General features: G+C 64.3%; 16 protein-coding genes. 3 read left to right on the forward strand and 13 right to left on the reverse strand.

What is annotated here, in order from left to right; translation table 11 throughout:
• Position 1 precedes the first annotated feature (1 nt).
• Positions 2–712, reverse strand: coding sequence for a DsbC family protein (locus EP379_RS10300; RefSeq protein ID WP_127477727.1), 711 nt, complete (start codon positions 710–712; stop codon positions 2–4).
• A complete protein-coding gene (locus EP379_RS10305) occupies positions 709–1,338 on the reverse strand; it encodes a thiol:disulfide interchange protein DsbA/DsbL (RefSeq protein WP_172600441.1) in 630 nt (209 codons plus the stop codon). Before EP379_RS10305 ends, EP379_RS10300 begins: the two co-directional genes overlap by 4 nt.
• Before the next feature lie 104 nt (positions 1,339–1,442).
• Here EP379_RS10305 and EP379_RS10310 point away from each other — a divergent pair, with 104 nt between their 5' ends.
• Positions 1,443–1,910, forward strand: a complete 468-nt coding sequence (locus EP379_RS10310; protein WP_172600442.1) for a hypothetical protein — start codon at positions 1,443–1,445, stop codon at positions 1,908–1,910.
• A 120-nt stretch (positions 1,911–2,030) separates the two neighbouring features.
• Here EP379_RS10310 and EP379_RS17020 read toward each other — a convergent pair whose 3' ends face one another.
• The 8 genes from EP379_RS17020 to EP379_RS10350 form a co-directional block, all read right to left on the reverse strand.
• Entirely contained in the window at positions 2,031–2,114 is an 84-nt protein-coding gene (locus EP379_RS17020; protein ID WP_420824458.1) for a hypothetical protein, read from the reverse strand.
• A gap of 45 nt (positions 2,115–2,159) precedes the next feature.
• Positions 2,160–3,140: a GTP 3',8-cyclase MoaA gene (moaA, locus tag EP379_RS10320; protein WP_127477730.1), complete on the reverse strand. Its 981-nt coding sequence runs from the start codon at positions 3,138–3,140 to the stop codon at positions 2,160–2,162.
• 112 nt (positions 3,141–3,252) lie between these two features.
• A complete protein-coding gene (locus EP379_RS10325) occupies positions 3,253–3,570 on the reverse strand; it encodes a c-type cytochrome (RefSeq protein ID WP_127477731.1) in 318 nt (105 codons plus the stop codon).
• 50 nt (positions 3,571–3,620) lie between these two features.
• The gene (locus EP379_RS10330) at positions 3,621–6,314 is read right to left on the reverse strand and encodes an arsenate reductase (azurin) large subunit (RefSeq protein ID WP_127477732.1); all 2,694 of its coding nucleotides are present in this window, start codon (positions 6,312–6,314) and stop codon (positions 3,621–3,623) included.
• A 14-nt stretch (positions 6,315–6,328) separates the two neighbouring features.
• Positions 6,329–6,895: an arsenate reductase (azurin) small subunit gene (locus EP379_RS10335; RefSeq protein WP_127477733.1), complete on the reverse strand. Its 567-nt coding sequence runs from the start codon at positions 6,893–6,895 to the stop codon at positions 6,329–6,331.
• Positions 6,896–6,904: 9 nt separating this feature from the next.
• Positions 6,905–8,038 carry a cytochrome-c peroxidase gene (locus EP379_RS10340; protein WP_127477734.1) on the reverse strand — a complete coding sequence of 378 codons (1,134 nt, stop codon included), beginning with the start codon at positions 8,036–8,038 and terminating at the stop codon, positions 6,905–6,907.
• 12 nt (positions 8,039–8,050) lie between these two features.
• Positions 8,051–9,175, reverse strand: a complete 1,125-nt coding sequence (locus EP379_RS10345; protein WP_127477735.1) for a cytochrome-c peroxidase — start codon at positions 9,173–9,175, stop codon at positions 8,051–8,053.
• A gap of 37 nt (positions 9,176–9,212) precedes the next feature.
• The gene (locus tag EP379_RS10350) at positions 9,213–9,935 is read right to left on the reverse strand and encodes a cupredoxin domain-containing protein (RefSeq protein ID WP_127477736.1); all 723 of its coding nucleotides are present in this window, start codon (positions 9,933–9,935) and stop codon (positions 9,213–9,215) included.
• 281 nt (positions 9,936–10,216) lie between these two features.
• On the opposite strand from EP379_RS10350, the gene hemG reads away from it, so the two are divergent.
• Together hemG and EP379_RS10360 are read left to right on the forward strand one after the other, a co-directional pair.
• The gene (gene hemG / locus EP379_RS10355; RefSeq protein WP_127477737.1) at positions 10,217–11,680 is read left to right on the forward strand and encodes a protoporphyrinogen oxidase; all 1,464 of its coding nucleotides are present in this window, start codon (positions 10,217–10,219) and stop codon (positions 11,678–11,680) included.
• A gap of 168 nt (positions 11,681–11,848) precedes the next feature.
• A complete protein-coding gene (locus EP379_RS10360) occupies positions 11,849–12,142 on the forward strand; it encodes a hypothetical protein (protein WP_127477738.1) in 294 nt (97 codons plus the stop codon).
• Positions 12,143–12,349: 207 nt separating this feature from the next.
• On the opposite strand, the gene EP379_RS10365 is transcribed toward EP379_RS10360, so the two are convergent.
• From EP379_RS10365 to EP379_RS10375, 3 genes are read right to left on the reverse strand one after another with little or no spacing between them, the layout of a single operon-like run.
• Positions 12,350–13,054 (reverse strand): Crp/Fnr family transcriptional regulator, encoded by a 705-nt coding sequence (locus EP379_RS10365; RefSeq protein WP_127477739.1) that lies wholly within the window; start codon positions 13,052–13,054, stop codon positions 12,350–12,352.
• Positions 13,047–14,303: a radical SAM/SPASM domain-containing protein gene (locus EP379_RS10370; RefSeq protein ID WP_127477740.1), complete on the reverse strand. Its 1,257-nt coding sequence runs from the start codon at positions 14,301–14,303 to the stop codon at positions 13,047–13,049. The genes EP379_RS10365 and EP379_RS10370 overlap by 8 nt, the downstream gene beginning before the upstream one ends.
• A gap of 5 nt (positions 14,304–14,308) precedes the next feature.
• A complete protein-coding gene (locus EP379_RS10375) occupies positions 14,309–15,736 on the reverse strand; it encodes a universal stress protein (protein ID WP_127477741.1) in 1,428 nt (475 codons plus the stop codon).
• Between the last annotated feature and the right edge of the window lie 10 nt (positions 15,737–15,746).

Here is a 15,746-nt window from a genome sequence, read left to right on the forward strand (position 1 = left end):
GTCAGCGTTGCGCGGTCTGGGCCAGGGCCTGTTCCAGCTGGGCGGCAGGGACATAGCCGCCGATGCGGGTGCCGTCGGACAGGAAAATGGTGGGCGTCCCGGTGATGCCGTAGCGGCGCCCCAAGGCCTGCAGTTCCTCCATCGGGGCGTCGCAGCGTGCCGCCGCCGGGGCCTTGCCGTCGAGGATCCACACCCGCCAGGCGCGGCTGCGGTCCTCGGCGCACCAGATGGCGCGTGCCTTGTCCACGGAGTCCTGCGAGAGGATCGGCAGCAGGAACGTATAGACCGTGATGTCGTCCATGGCCTCCAGTTCCTGCGCCAGCTTGCGGCAATAGGGACAGTTGGGATCCTCGAAGGTCGCGATCACCCGGCGTCCTTTGCCCTTGACCTGTTTCGCTGCCAGCGCCAAGGGCAGTGCGGCGAAGTCGATGCGCGACAGCTCGGACTTGCGCTCCTGGGTCAGGTTGCGCTGCGCCCTGAGATCGAGGATGTTGCCGGCAAAGACGTAGCGACCCGCTGGATCCATGTAGAACACCTCGCCCCCCGCCTGCACCTCGTACAGGCCGAGCACGCCCGCCTCGCGTATGGCGGTGACGGTCCCTTGATCGCCCATCCAGGACCGCAGCGCCGCGCGTATTTCGGCTTCGCCCGCCTGGACGGCGCTCGCAGCGACGAGGAGCAGGGCGGCGAGTGGCGCGCGCCGGCCGATCATCGCCGCGCCTCCGCCACCAGGGCGTCCAGCACCGTCATCATCCGCTCGCGTCCGGCGGTCAGGGTCGGGCTGGTGAGGAAGGTGCCGTTCACCACCACCGCGGGCACGCCGTCCAGTTGCAGCTGCTGGGTCAGCGCGCGCGCCTGACGCACCTTCGCGTCCACAGCAAAGGAATGGAACGCCGCTTGGAAACGCGCCGGCTCGACGCCGTGTTCGGCGAAGAAGGCGGTCAGTGCCTTTTCATCGTTGAGGCGCCGCCGTTCCCGGTGGATCGCGTCGAACAGGGCCGCGTGCATGCGCTCCGCCACCCCCAGGCCCTCGGCGGTGTAGTAAGCGCGGGCATGGATCGCCCAGCCCTCCCCCAATATGGCCGGCACGCGCCGCCAGGCAACGGCATCCCCCTGCCGGGCGCGCCAGTGCTCCAGCAGCGGCTGCAGATTGTAGCAGTGGGGACAGCCGTACCAGAATATCTCCATGACCTCGATTTTTTGTTTATTCCCCACGTTCAGCGTCTGCCCCAGCCTGCGGTACTCGATTCCCTCGTCGATACCGTCGACCGCCGCTGCGCCCCCCGGCAACGTCAAAACCAGTAACAATACTGCCCACCACGGTTTGTCCTTTTTCATTCCGCCCCGCCTCGTGTAAGGTTCAGATATTCTCGACGACCAACTGTTGGTCGCGCATCGGCGCATAGCCTTACACAACGACCATCGATAGATGAGGACGTTCCATGAATACGCTGCATTACCTGTTATTGCTGTCCGCACTGCTGTTGCCACTCCCCGGCGCCGCGCAGGACGACTCATCCGTCGTGGTCCTACCGGCCCAGGGCGACTACGAGTTCGTGGTGGACAGCGTCAAGGAGGCGATCATCAACCGCGGCATGACGGTAAGCGGCACGCTGCACGTCAGCGAGATGCTGGCGCGCACTGCACCGGACCTCGGCTACGACGGTACGCCCTACGCCCGGGCGGAGTCGATCGAGTTTTGCAGCGCGGTGTTGTCGCAGCGCATGGTGCGCGCCGACATCCGCAACCTGGTGATCTGCCCCTTCACCGTCGCCGTCTACACTCCCCGCGAGGCGCCGCAGCAGGTTTACGTCGCCTTCCGCCGCCACCGCCTCGCCGGCAACGACCCGGCGCTGGAACAAGCGGTGTTCGATCTGCTGTATGCCGTCGCCGGCGAGGCGGCGCAGTAACGGATCCGGGCCGAGGACGCACGAAGCCGTTCAACCCGATCCGGCGACCGCGCGCAATGCCCCGGTATCGCACAACTCCAGCTGCCGGCCGTGCAGGCGCACCAGCCCCTGCGCCTGCAATCACCCCATGACGCGGCTCACCGTCTCCGGCACCAGACCGAGGTAGTTGGCGACGTCGTGCCGCGACCGCGGCAGGCGGAACAACCGATCCGGCAGGCCGTGCGTGGCGAAACGGCGCGACCGGTACGCTCACCCTCCGGTGTGCGCCATGGCGCGCAACGGCCGACCCGCCGCGGCATCGAACCGATGGCGTAGCGGTTTGGCCTCCAGGGCCTGGTGAATCATCGATTCGAGCAGTTGATCATCATTGCCGTCCAGCGCCGGCCGCATTGACCGACTGGCGATATCGCCGAGACAGGGATACAACATGCCGTCAGCACCGACCCGCAAGCGGTTGCAGGTGTCGCAGAAGTGACGCGAAATCGGCGTGATGAAACCGACGCGGGTCTCGGAATCGGCCACACGCCAGTAGCGAGCCGGCCCGCCGCCGGGCATTACATCGGGCAGCAGATTGAACTCGCGCTCCAGGCGCTGGCGTACCTCATCCAGGTCCAGATATTGCGCAAACGCCGTCTGACCGCTTGCGCCCATGGGCATGGTTTCGATAAAGCGGATAGACAGGCCGCGCGCGACACAGTACTCCACCATGTCGGTCAGTTCGTCGTCGTTGAAACCGCGCATCACCACCGTATTGAGCTTGATCGGTGTCATGCCCGCGGCGGCGGCCGCGTCGATACCGGCCAGCACCGCATTCAATGCGTCTACACGAGCGCCGGTAATTGCGGCGAAGCGATCCGAACGCAGCGTATCGAGACTGACGTTGACCCGCATCACCCCTGCTAGGCGCAACGGGACGGCCAGCTCAGCCAACCGCGTTCCGTTGGTGGATAGTGAAAGGTCCTCGATACCGGGCAAGCGGGCCAAGCGCCGCGCGATATCGACGATGTCGTTCCGTACCAGCGGTTCGCCGCCGGTCAGGCGCAGATGGCTTACGCCCAGCCGCGCGAAGGCGGCACCGATGCGGACGATGTCGTCCGCCGACAGCAGATCGTCCCATCCGCAGAACCCCCGATAACCGGCCGGCATGCAATAGCGACAACGCAGATCGCAGCGATCGGTGACCGAAAGGCGTAGATAGTCGATACGGCGGCCGTGAGCATCGATCAGCATGATCCGTCCTCAACACCACACAGAATAAAGAAGGCGGACCGGAGGCACAGGCAAGTCCGCCAAACGGTTTACACGCCGGCGCGACGACCCGTCGCCCGGCATTCCGCAACACCTACTTCAGCTCAAGAATGTACTTCACCAGCGCCTTAACGTCGTCATCCTTCAGCGCCGGATTGGGCGGCATCGGGATCTCGCCCCACGCGCCCTTGCCGCCCGCCTTGATCTTGGTTGCCAGCTTGGCCGGCGCGGCGGTATCGCCGGAATACTTCTTCGCCACGTCTTTCCACCCCGGACCGACGATCTTGTTGTCGATGCCATGACAGGTCAAACAGTTGCTCTTCTTTGCCAGCGTCAGCGTCGCCTCGTCGGCCGCGGCAGCGCCGACCGCCAGCATTAATCCGATTGCCAAACTAAAAACGCGTTGCTTCATTTCGATTCTCGGTTGAAGGCGGCGCGGATCGCCCGCGCCGCCGTTTAGGGTTACGCGATATTGCGCGGCTTGAAGCTCATCAGGTTGAAGGCGTGCTTGTACTCCGACTCGCCCACTTTGCGCAGTACGCCGCGGCCCAGCTTGTAGCGGTAGTTGTTGGTCACCGGGTCGGGGACAGCGTGCACCACCGCGTTGCCTTGGGAGCGCGGGTCGTTGAAGCCGGCTTTGGCCACGCCCTCGCGGATCTCGTCGGAGACCAGCGCCACCGCCTTGAACTTGCCCACCGTGGTCTTGATGTGGCCGTTCTTCATCAGGGTGTCGAAGAACAGGTCGTCTTCCTGTACGCCGATGGGTTCGCCCACCTGCACATACACCGCGTCGTTGACGATCTCCACCCAGTCGCCCGACTCGATGCCGGCACGTTTGGCATCGTTGGGATGGATGATGATCGCCGGGAATGGCCAGCGTTGCGACAGGTAGGGCTTGCGATTGTCGTCGAAGCCCGACTGCCACATCTCGTTGAGGCGGCCGTTGGTGATCCAGATCTCGCCCTTCTCCTTGCGCGGCTGCACGGCGGCGTAGAACTGGCTCCAACCCTTGAAGCCCCACGGACTCTTGAGCAGGATCGCCTTGCCGCTGTGGGTATTGAAGGCATACAGCCAATTGCGCTTGACCTCGACGCTTTCGATGTCCTCCCAGTCGTTGGCCGGGTCGTGCAGGCGCTGGGTGCCGATCAGCTTGTTGTCTTTCATGCGGATCGGGGTCTGGATGCCGTCGGTGCCGTAGCTGCGCAGCAGCTCCTGGCCCTTGACGCCATCGGCCTTGGCCTTGACCACCAGCGGGTGGTAGTTGAGCACGCCGTTGCGGCCGAAGCGCGCCGCCTCCTCGAAGATGTCGTTGGAGTCCTTCCAGCCATAACTGCCGTCGGCATCGAAGCCCATCTTCTTGGCGAACTGCTGCACCGCCCACCAGTCCGGCTTGGCTTCGCCCGGTGCGTCGTAGAACTTGGAGTACAGGCGCAAACGCCGCTCCGAGTTGCAGCGGGTGAAGTTGTCCTCGCCCCAGGTCGCCGCCGGCAGCACGATATCGGCGAAGTCGGTGCCAACCGGGCGTACCGGGTAGATGTCCGAATCGACCATCACCATGCCGCCGTTGTCGACACGCTTCTTCAACGTCTCGAAGATCGCCTGGCGATCGAGGCTCCGGATCTGGTGCGGGTTACCGGAGGTGAGCTCCGCCATGCGCCGCTCCAGCTCGTTGGAGGCCATCATGGAGGAGGTCCAGGTGGTGCCGAACACCCAGGCGAACTTCACCTCGCCGTTCATCACCCAGCGGTCCAGGTTGAAGGACTTCTTGCGCCGCCCCGGATACTTCTCCGGCGAGAGCCAGCCGGAACCGCCGCCCGCGCCCATCATGCCGCGCTGGTGGCCGCCGCCGCGCGAGATCACGCGGCCCGGCCGGTTGCCCGCGCCGCAGATCAGGCCGAGACTGGCCAGCGAGGTGGTGTTCATGTAGTTGTTGGACCAGTAGTTGCCCTTCTCCAGCATGAACGATGTCTTGGGCCGGCTGCCGTCCGCCCTGGGCTTGGCGATCCACTCGGCCGCCTTTTGGATGTCCGCTGGATTGAGGCCGGTGATCTTCGCCGCCACATCCAGCTTGGATTCCTCCTGGGAGAGGATGAACTTCTTGTAGTCCTCCCAATCGGACTGCCAGGTACCCCAGGTGGTGCGCCACTGCCAGCCGGTGTTGCGTGTGCCGCGGCCGTAGCCGGAATCCACTTCCCAGGAGTTGGCGATCCACGTGTCGATGAACTCCTGGTCCTGCCAGCCGTTCTCGATGACGATGCGCGCCAGCGCCATGTGCAGCACGCTGTCGGTGCCGGGGATGATGCCCAGCCACAGGCCGCGCCCTTCCTTCTCGGCCCAGGCCGCGCCCATGGTCTTGTGCGGGGTGACGAAGATGAACTTCTTGTCGCCAGGCATCATCCAGGTGGTGAACAGCGTGGTCTTGGTTTCATACGGATCGACGCCGGAGAGGAAGGCTACTTCGCAATCCGCCCAATCCTTGTAGCTGGCGGCGAAGGAGTCGATGCCCACGTCGTCCAGGCCCGTCGCGTCGTTGGTGTTGGAACACTTGTCGTGCGGCGCGATGGCCGGCGTGCCGATCGAGGTCATGCCCAGCTTGGTGATGGCATAGGTATTCTCAAAGTACTGGTAGGAGTACATCTTGATCGCCCAGGCGTGCTCGCCGTGCTTCTTGATGACGTACTTGGAAATATCGGCCATCACGTCGGTGGCCAGGTCCCACGACACCGGCGTCAGCTTGCCGTTGACCCGGATCATCGGGTGCTGCAGACGTTCACGGGTACGGTTTTCCGGGTTGAAGCACTTTTGCGCGATGGTGCCGCCGCGGATGGAATGGTTGCCGCCCATGTTGACCGCCTTGGTGTCGAAGTCGGGGATGACGACGACGTGGTGCGGCTTGCCATTGTGGGACACGATGTTGTGCTGCGACGGGCTGGCCCACTTGCCCATCATCTGGCCGGTGGGGAAGTCGACGCCGTAGGCATTTTGCGACGCCTTCATGCCGCCATCCTTGCCGACCGGCCAGCGGTAGACCTTGTAGCCGCAGGCAATGGTGCAGTAGTCGCAGGCGGTGGTCAGCACATCTGCATTCTTAGGGGGAAGCGGTACCTGCTCCGCCGTGGCAACACCATAGGGATTGGATTTGTCATTTGTACTCATGTCGTTCTCCTCGCTCAGGCGCGACCGGCCAGGTTGTCGGCGTAGCCGTAGATCAGACCCAGGACGCCCACCGCGTAGATGTCGTCGCCCTTCACCTCCAGCAGGATCTGCGGCAGGCTCTCGGTGCCGTGGCCCGACACCACCATGCCGTGCTTGGTGAGATCGAAGGTGGTCAGGTGCAGCGGACAGGGTCCCAGCATCTGGTGCTGCGCCTTGTAGCTGGCCTGCAGCGGGCCGCCCATGTGGGTGCACTGCTGGTTGAAGGCCACCACGTCCTTGCCGGCGCCGACGCCGGCACCGGCCGGCGTGCCGAGCTTGACCAGAATGTTCTGCACATCCGGGAACGGGTAGGCGAACTCCACCGGCACCCCCTGTTTCAGCGCCGACAGCGAACCTACCTTCTGGCGCGGGTAGGACTTGACGGCGGCCGCCTGGGCCAGGCCCGGCACGCCGCCGATGGCGGCGACGGCCATCACCGCGCCGCCCGCCAGCAGGAACTGGCGCCGGCTCATGCAGGCGCGCCCGCCGTGGTCGTGATGCTCGGCGGTGTGTTCCGCCTTGATGACGATCTTCTCTTTCATGTCAGTCTCCTATTTCTTCACGGCCAGCGGCGCGTAGGGCGGCAGCTTGGGCGGGTCCATGAGCAGCGGTTCATCCATGCTCAGGCTTTCCAGGAACGCGACCAGATCCTGTTTCTCGGCATCGGTGAGCCCCAGCGGCTTGAGCAGCGGCGACTTGTTCGGCACAGCCTCGCCACCGCCCACGTTGTAGAAGTCCACCACTTCTTCCAGGGTGTAGAAGATGCCGTCATGCATGTACGGCGCGGTGTATTTCAGCTCGCGCAGGGAAGGCGTACGGAACTTGTGCTTGTCCTTCGGGTTCCTGGTCACGTTGTAGTAGCCGTAGTCGTAGTTCGCACCGCGGTAAACCTTCTCCGTCGTCCCCTTTTGGTAGTGTTCCCAGCGATGGGTGATCTGATACAGCGGCTCGGTCTGGAACACCTCGTTCTCCGGCACACCCAGGGCGTAGAACTTCTGGTCCGAAGCCAACGGGCCGTTGTGGCACTGGATGCAGCCGGCCTTGCCGTTGTACAGCTTCATGCCGCGCAGCTGCGAGGCGGAGAGCGCCTCCTTGTCGCCGTTCATGTAGCGGTCGAAGGGCACCTTCTTGGCATCGGAGACGATGGTGCGCTCGAAGGCGGCAATGGCGCCGTAGGCCTGGGTCATGCGCGGCCACTCGGCGCCGTACACCTTCTTGAAGCGCTCGACGTATTCCGGGATGAAGCGCAGCCGCATCTCCATCAGCGAAGGGTCACCGTTACCGGCGACGTTGCCTTCGGCGGCTGCGGGCGCCTGGGCTTCGAGGCTGGTGACGTTGCCTTCCCAGAACAGCTTGTTGTAGTAGGCGGAGTTGAGCACCGTCTGCGAATTGCGCCAGTGCTGGGTGCCGGGATAGCCGCGCGATATCTCGCCGCCGTCGCCCCAGCCCTTGGAGGGCTCGTGGCACACCACGCAGGGCGAGGAGGCGTCGCCACCCAGGCGGCTGTCCCAGAACAGCATCTTGCCCAGTTCGATCTTCTCCGGCGTCATCGGGTTGTCCGCCGGGATCGGTACCGGCGGCAGGGGTGCCAGCGGCGGAAACTTATCGCCTGCTACGGCGGTGCCGCCTACCATCAACAGTGCCACGGCGGAGGCGATTGTGTTGCGTGAAATTATCTTGTTCATGTTCACCTCTCCTCAGTTCTTGCCGAATTGCCGCGGCTGATAGGCGGGCAGGTCAGGCTTCGCCATCACCACCGCATCACCGGACAACGACAGCAGGAACGCCTTCAGATCGCTCTTCTCTGCCGCGCTCAGGCCCAGCGGCTTGAGTTCGCCGCCCTTGCCGCCGCCCCGGTTGTAGAACTCAAGGACGTCGTCCAATGTCGCCAACATGCCGTTGTGCATGTACGGTGCCGTGTACTTCAGCTCGCGCAACGATGGCGTAGCGAACTTTCCCTTGTCGGCCGGGTTCTTGGTGATGGCGTAACGGCCCACGTCTACATGGGTATTCATGTAGTTGGGCATGCCGTGGGTGGAGTAGTGGCGCGCCATGGTGATGTGGCGCAAAGGCTCGGCCGTCACTGCCGGATTTTCCGGCACGCCGAGGCGATGGAACGAGTTGTCCGTGAGCATCGGCCCGTTGTGGCAGGAGATGCACTGGGCCTTGCCCTTGAACAGCGCCAGACCGCGCTTGGCCTCGTCGGAAATGGCGCCCTGGTTCCCCTTCAGGTAATTGTCGAAGGGCACATTCTGCGAGGTAAGCGACTTGACGAATTCGCCGACCACGTTGAACACGCGCATGCCGTTGATGTCGTCCTTGCGAAACTTCTGCCACATGGCGTTGTATTCCGGCACCTGCTTCAAGCGCTCCTGCATCAGGCGCCCATCCATGTTCATCAGGTGCGCCTCGGTGATCTCGTTGCGCACTAGGGTGCCGAGGTCATTGCCGTCGAGCTGGCCATCCCACTTGAAGTACTTCTTGAAGCGGGCGTTGACCAGTCCCGGCGTATTGCGGAAGTGCTCCGATGCCGGATAACCCTTGCCGAGCGGTGCACCGTCGCCCCAGCCCTTGGCCGGGTCGTGGCAGGTGGCGCACGAGATGCCGGCGTCGCCGGACAGGCGCTCGTCAAAGAACAGGTACTTACCCATTGCCGCCATGTCGGCGTTGTATTTACTCTCGGGCAATGGTGCCAAATCCGGCACGGCCGCCTGTGTCTTGGTGTCTCCATTGGCCACGGCGCAACCCGCGAGGATGACGCCAGCGGCGAGGCCAAGGGCACCGAGCGCCCGTGACAACCTGGTCAGTCTGAATGTCGACATATATCCCCCTACTCAGTTGTGTTCCCGAACGGGAAACTCACTTGCTGAACTCAAACGCGGCAGTGGCGGCTGCACCACCCTTGATACTCACCCGCGCGCTCTTCTCCCCCAGTACCGGATGCCATGCCTTCACCTCGTAGTCGCCGTCAGGCAATCCATCGATCGTGAAGGAACCATCCGCCTTGCTGACTACCGCATACGGGTTCTCGGCTGCGAAGGCCCAGCCGTGCATGAAGTCGTGGGCGTCGCACTCGACTTTGATCACGTTGGCGCGCTTGACCTTGATCGGCTGCTTGAGCTCACCCTTGTCCGGCTGGCCGACGTTGAACATGGTGCGGCGCACCGTGCCGATGATTTCGTAGGTATGGATGTTGTGCAGCACCGGGTCGGAGTTGCGGACGGTGAGATCGGCACCCTTCTGCACCACCAGCACCTCGGGGGCGAAGGCGCAGCCCTTCTGGTCGAGTAACGGGGCAGCGAGTTCACCCCAGGGCTTGCCCTTCTCCGCCTTGGCGACGTAAACAACGGCACCGGCCAATTTGCCGTTGCTGGCATTGACCTCGACGATCTGGCGGTTGCCAGTACCGCATACAGCGTTGTCCTTGGTGATCGGCAGGGCCTTCGGCGCGGGCACCGCGCCCGCGAAACTCACACTGCCGGTCACCTTGCCACTGCCGGCGGCCGTGGCCTCGTAAGCGTGGGAAAGGGGCGCGAGCGCAAGTCCGCTCAGCGCAACGGCACAAATGGTCAACTTGTTCATGGGCATCTCCTGCTGGTTCGTAACGAAAGGTCATCAAGCCTTATTCACCACCAGAGCAATGGCTGTGCCAACGCCACAAATGGCGATCCATGCACCGAAAATCCCTTTTGTTATGCCGGATTATTGGAAATCGCATGGGCGCGCCCTCTCATCAGGCGGGCATTTTCTTACCGGCAGTGAATAAAAATTGACCGTCACTCGTCGGCCCGCCATGGCAGCAGGGCTGCACAGGCGGGCCGAACAGCGGCGATGTCCCGCGGCACGGCTTTTGCTGCACCTTTATGCATTGCAGAAATGTGTGGAGAACAGACATGCGTTGGGACAAAGACGTCGTCGTGGTCGGTGCGGGAATTTCCGGTCTTGCGGTGGCGCATACCCTGGCCGGACATGGGCGCGACGTAACGCTCATCGAGCGGGACACCAGGGTCGGCGGCCGCATGCACACGGAAGCGCGCGGTGGCTTCCTGCTGGAACACGGCCCCAACGCGCTGATCGCACCGGCTGCGGGAGCGGAGACGCTGATCGCGGCTGCGGGTCTGACCGAGCAGCGCATCATGCGCGGCGCGGAGGTGCGTCATCGCTATCTTGCACGCGATGGCCACCTTCATGCCCTGCCCATTGATCCGGCAGGATTTTTCCTGTCGTCCTTCTTCACCCTGCGCGGGCGCCTGCGGCTGCTGGCGGAACCCTTCATCACCGCCCGGCACGACGATGAATCCATCGCGGCCTTCATACGCCGACGCTTCGGCCGCGAATTGCTGGATTACGTCTTCGATCCGCTGGTGGGCGGCCTGTATGCCGGCGATCCGGAACGTTTGAGCATCGATGCCGTGTTTCCCCATCTGAAGGCGATGGAACGCAATCATGGCTCGGTATTGCGCGGCGTGCTGGCGCGGCACCGCCTCGGCCGCGCCTTCGATCCGCAGCGTCGCAGCCTGTTCTCCCTGCGCCATGGCCTCGGCTCCCTTCCAGCCGCCCTGGCTCAGGGACTGGGTCTGCGGGTGCTTACCGGCACCCGTTTGGACGCCATATCACCGTTGCCGGACGGCGGCTTCCGGCTGCGCCTGAGCGGCCAGGGCCGCGACACCACCCTGAGCGCCGCCCAAGTGGTGCTCGCCCTTCCCGCCTATGCCGCCGCGCGCGTGCTTGCGCCGCTGGATGACACGACCGCCGCACGCCTCGCGGGTATCGATCATCCGCCACTGGCGGTGGCCTTTCTCGGCTATCGGCGCGACACCATCGAGCATCCGCTGGACGGGCTGGGCGCGCTCATGCCCAAGGCGGAGAAACGCGACGTGCTGGGTATGCTTTTTTCGTCCACCCTGTTTAACGGGCGCGCCCCGCAGGGCCATGCCCTGCTTACCGCTTACGTGGGCGGCACGCGGCAACCGGACTTGGCCGGGCTACCGCGCGAAGAATTGCTGCAACGGGTGGAACACGAAGCACGCGATCTGCTGGGCGCACGTGCCGCACCGGTGCTGCGCCACGTGCGCTACTGGCAACGCTGTCTGCCGCAACCGGGAATGGACCACGCGCAGTGCATCGCCGCCGTGCGTGCACTGGAGCAGCAATGGCCTGGGCTGCATATCACCGGCAATTATCTGGGGGGGGTGTCGACGGTAGCCTGCATAGATGCCGCGATGACCACCGCAGAGCGCGTCATGGTACAAGGCATGCCGCGGCGTACGGACGGCATGGATGATGTCACGGCGGGTCGACCCTCGGTCGACGTCAGAGCCTCGTGAGGCTCGCGCGCAACTCGGCGGTATATTTCACTCGGCACCATTATTCCTGAATGACCACCACGGTTAACCACTGCGGTCCTGGCGTTTTATGCGGCGACGCAATTCATCACGGGAGCGACGTTCTCCGCGCCACAGCTCATCGGCTACACGGTGCTCCCCCTCCTGCTGGTGGCCATACTGGCTCAGCTTCCCCTCACGCTGACCGAGAGCGCGGCGCTGCAAGCCGGTATCGGCGCCACGGTCATCGCCCTCCATGCCATATTTGGCGCTGTCGGCGATCAAGGCGTGTTGGGGCTAATGTGGATATTGCTGCTGTTCGGTGCCTTCACGCTGGTTGCACAGGGCATCCAACTCCACTTGCTGTTGCTCGTCCATCGTCAAGCCACGCGCGACACACTGAACGTGTCTGCTCAACCGCAGCGCCTTGCTGCCACAAGCGAAGGAGATTGTCGGCAGGCCTGATGCATCCGGCTATGCCGTGCTTGAGGCACTGTGTGATGCCGAACGCCTGCGGGAGGCCATTGCCGTCAAAGCGGGCAATGAAAAGATAGCGGCGACCGCGGTCGCGTTCTGAGAGACGACACTACTGGTCAAAAGCGGAACCGAACCTTGTCAGGCATCAAAGCGCAGCAGTGCCCAGTTGCGTCGCGCCATTGTTCAATATCGGGTCTACGGGCGTTCCGTCCAACCACGCCCGGCGGCAAGACCTGCCAACGCTTGGCGATCCAGCAGATATACCAGGCGATCATCGACCTCGATCACGCGGTTTTGGGCCAGGCGGCCGAATACCCTGCTGACGGTTTCCGGGGTCAGGTTCAAGTGGCGGGCGATGTCGTTGCGCGGCATGGGCAAATCCAGCGGTGTAGTGCCGTCGTCTTGCGCTTGGCGCGTCGCCAGTTCCAGCAAAAGGGCGGCAACCCGTGCCTCGCTCGGTTTACCCAGACGCAAGGTGGCGGTACGCAGCCGCTTCAGCTCCTGCGAATACGCCGAAATCATGGTCAAGGCGAACCCACTGCGTTCGATGATGCGATTGCGCAACAGGGGATAAGGGACGCGGCACAGGCGGCTTTCCATCGTGGCTGTGGCCACGCCGGGTGCAGGAATGCCCCCGGCCAGTTCGCCCAAGCCGATGATCTCGCCGGGCAGATAGAACGCGACCCAGGGATGGCACACATTCCGTGCGGCGAGCTTGATACAGCCCGTCCTGACCACAAACACCGCGCCCGTCATCATCAACCGCTCACCCTCGCGCACCCGGCGTTCGCCGATGCACACCGTGCCGCAGCCGCCGTACGGGCAGGTGGCATCGAAGGGGCAAAGCTTTCGTGCGGGCTGAACGGCGTTTAATTGCGTCACCGGAATGATCTTACCCATGGGGACGGCCTCGCATGGCAAACGGCATGGACGGGCGGTTGGCCTGCATAAACGCCGCAGTCACTCGCGACAGGCCCGCCTGCGCCGCTTTCTCCTCTATACGGGCACGCACCCTTCCGCGCACGAAGGCGGGGATACGCTCCAGCCAAACCCTTGCATCGTCGTCCCAGCTGATCGTTGTCTGTGGCGCAACCGGTGCCGATTCCGGTGCCGCACCGAACGGTTTGACGTAGCGGCATTTGCCGTCTTCCGCCATGAGATCGCCGCCGGTCGCCAACGCCCGCGCACGGCAGCCACCGCAACTGTGGCGGTAATCGCAATCGCCGCATTTGCCCATCGGCAATTCGTTGCGCAGGCGGCCGAAGGCAGCGCCGTGCTGCCAGATATCCGCCAGGGGCCTGCTGCGCAGACTCCCCACGGTGGCGGGAATATAGGGACACGGGGTGACCTCGCCCTGCGGGGTGATGCGCAGATAGGTGCGCCCGGCTAGGCAGGCGCTGGACCAGCTCGCGTAACCGTCCACGGTTTCTCCGGCATGCAGGCCGAGCAGACGGCGCGCATAGGGCGCGCAACGGGCGCGGATAGTGAGATGGGAACGCCCCTGCTGCAACCGCAGGATGTCCGCCAGGGTAGCCTCATAGGTTTCGGGCGTAAGGTCGGTCTGCGTCACACCACGGCCGGTGCAGACCAGGAAGAACAAATTGAGGGCCATGGCGCCGAGATGCGCCGAGAAATCCGCCAGGGCTTCCAGTTCATGGCGGTTTTCCTCGAACAGCGTCGTCTGGACCAACACGCCGAGTCCCGCATCCTGGGCCGCACGCAGGCCGGCGACCGCCCGCGCCCAGGCGCCGGGCACGCCGCGCAACTGGTCGTGAAACTCGGGGGTCACCGAGTCCAGGCTGATGCCGACGCCCGCCGCCCCCGCCTCGCGCAAGGACTGCGCACGGGCGGCATCGAGCAGCGTGCCGTTGGTTCCGATCACCGGCATCAGGCCACCCTGCGCCGCCTGCGCAACCAGTTCATTCAGGTCGCGCCGCAGCAGCGGCTCGCCGCCGGTCAACACCAACATCGCCCCCGGTGCCACGGCCGCGATTTGCGCCATAACATCCAGCGCCTCGGCCGTGCTCAACTCATCCGGCGCCTCGATGCGGCGCTGCACCGCATCGAGATAGCAGTGGCTGCAAGCCAGGTTGCACACTCGGGTCAGGTTCCACGAGATAAGCTGGGGCTGCGGTGCTGCGTTGTCCATGCAGATCAGCCGCTCAGCATTTCCGTCACCGCACGGGTGGCGGCGTCCACCATCGCCTCGGTGACCACCGTCACCCCCTGGCCGCGCGCCATCTTCTCGATGCGCAACCGGGCGTGGTCGCGTACCGAGTCCGGCATCGGCTCCAGACGCGCCAAGGCCGCCGGTTCCCATGTCAGAGGCGGGAAAGCCTCTTTTCCCTGCTTCTTCGGCGGGCCGTTGCCGCTGAAGGGACACTTGCCGCCGGCTGCGGGCATGCCAGGCATGCGGGTGAGCACCGCGTCGATAACATCGGAAGTCACCACGGTATGGCCGCGCTCAATGGCATGTTTGATGATCGCCTTGCGCGCCATGCCCTGAACGAAGCCGGGCACGCGCGCCATGCGCGCCTCCGCCTCCTCGGTCCAGCTCATGGTGGTCTCGGCCACCTGCTCCATGGGCGGCTCGAAGCACTGCGCCGACAGCAGCAGATTGCAGGGCGCCCGGCGCAGCAGCAATTCAGTGGCGCTGCCCAGGTCCATGCCGGCCTCGGAATGGACGCCGATGCGGCCGAGCACCAGCAGCCAGGGCCGCGCCTCGCGTGCAAACTTCAGTATCTGATCCCCGGCCTTGCCGGCCAGCAGATGGGTAGCCAGTTCTATCCCCGCGTCGCCGGCTAGGCGTTTTGCCACATCGAGATGCCCCTGATAAATTTTAGCCAGGCCGGAATCGATGATGTCCTCGTGCAGCTTTTCCTGCTCCTCGAAGCGGAACACGCTCGCCGCCTCCGGCGACAACACCTTGGCGATGCTGTTGAAGGCGACGTAATGGAAGTGCGGATCGAATACCGCTACCGCCACCACCGGTCGCTGAAATATCTTCGCCAACTCGAAGGCGGTCATCAGCCCACCGTAGGACTGGGGACTGCCGTCCAGCGCGACCATGATGGCAGCATCGTCGCATGCCTCGATTTCACGCACCACCAGTACATCGCGGTCGATGCGCCGCGCCACCCGCTCGCACACGCTGCCCAGTTGGGATGACTCCACCGCGCCCAGTCCCAGCGCCCCCATCACCACCAGGTCGGCGTCACCCGCACCGATGTCCTGCACCAGCGCCTGCCAGTTCTTGCCCTCCAGCGACACGCCGCGGCCGGCAAGCCCTGCCGTCGCGCAGCGCGTATGGAATACGTCGAGATAGGAGTCGGAAATGACGCGCAGGCCGCGCGTGATGAGGTCGTCGTGGATGTCGCGCTGCTCGACGAGCTTTTCCTCCTTGCGATAGGGTTCGGGCAGACCGCCCTCCATCTGGCGAAAACGCCGGTCATGCAGTTTGGCGGCGTAGACATGGCTGCCAGTGAGTTGCGCACCGGTCGCCTTGGCCAACTCGATGGCCAGATCGACACCGCGCAGCGACAACGGCGAATTGTCCAGGGGCAGATAGATGGAACCGTACATGGCTGTAACC

This window comes from Sulfurivermis fontis (assembly GCF_004001245.1).
GTDB lineage: Bacteria > Pseudomonadota > Gammaproteobacteria > Thiohalomonadales > Thiohalomonadaceae > Sulfurivermis > Sulfurivermis fontis.

Coding starts and splice junctions, on each gene's coding strand:
- EP379_RS10300 (WP_127477727.1), bottom strand. CDS start 712: ATGATCGGCCGGCGCGCGCCACTCGCCGCCCTGCTCCTCGTCGCTGCG.
- EP379_RS10305 (WP_172600441.1), bottom strand. CDS start 1,338: ATGAAAAAGGACAAACCGTGGTGGGCAGTATTGTTACTGGTTTTGACG.
- EP379_RS10310 (WP_172600442.1), top strand. CDS start 1,443: ATGAATACGCTGCATTACCTGTTATTGCTGTCCGCACTGCTGTTGCCA.
- moaA (WP_127477730.1), bottom strand. CDS start 3,140: ATGCTGATCGATGCTCACGGCCGCCGTATCGACTATCTACGCCTTTCG.
- EP379_RS10325 (WP_127477731.1), bottom strand. CDS start 3,570: ATGAAGCAACGCGTTTTTAGTTTGGCAATCGGATTAATGCTGGCGGTC.
- EP379_RS10330 (WP_127477732.1), bottom strand. CDS start 6,314: ATGAGTACAAATGACAAATCCAATCCCTATGGTGTTGCCACGGCGGAG.
- EP379_RS10335 (WP_127477733.1), bottom strand. CDS start 6,895: ATGAAAGAGAAGATCGTCATCAAGGCGGAACACACCGCCGAGCATCAC.
- EP379_RS10340 (WP_127477734.1), bottom strand. CDS start 8,038: ATGAACAAGATAATTTCACGCAACACAATCGCCTCCGCCGTGGCACTG.
- EP379_RS10345 (WP_127477735.1), bottom strand. CDS start 9,175: ATGTCGACATTCAGACTGACCAGGTTGTCACGGGCGCTCGGTGCCCTT.
- EP379_RS10350 (WP_127477736.1), bottom strand. CDS start 9,935: ATGAACAAGTTGACCATTTGTGCCGTTGCGCTGAGCGGACTTGCGCTC.
- hemG (WP_127477737.1), top strand. CDS start 10,217: ATGCATTGCAGAAATGTGTGGAGAACAGACATGCGTTGGGACAAAGAC.
- EP379_RS10365 (WP_127477739.1), bottom strand. CDS start 13,054: ATGGGTAAGATCATTCCGGTGACGCAATTAAACGCCGTTCAGCCCGCA.
- EP379_RS10370 (WP_127477740.1), bottom strand. CDS start 14,303: ATGGACAACGCAGCACCGCAGCCCCAGCTTATCTCGTGGAACCTGACC.
- EP379_RS10375 (WP_127477741.1), bottom strand. CDS start 15,736: ATGTACGGTTCCATCTATCTGCCCCTGGACAATTCGCCGTTGTCGCTG.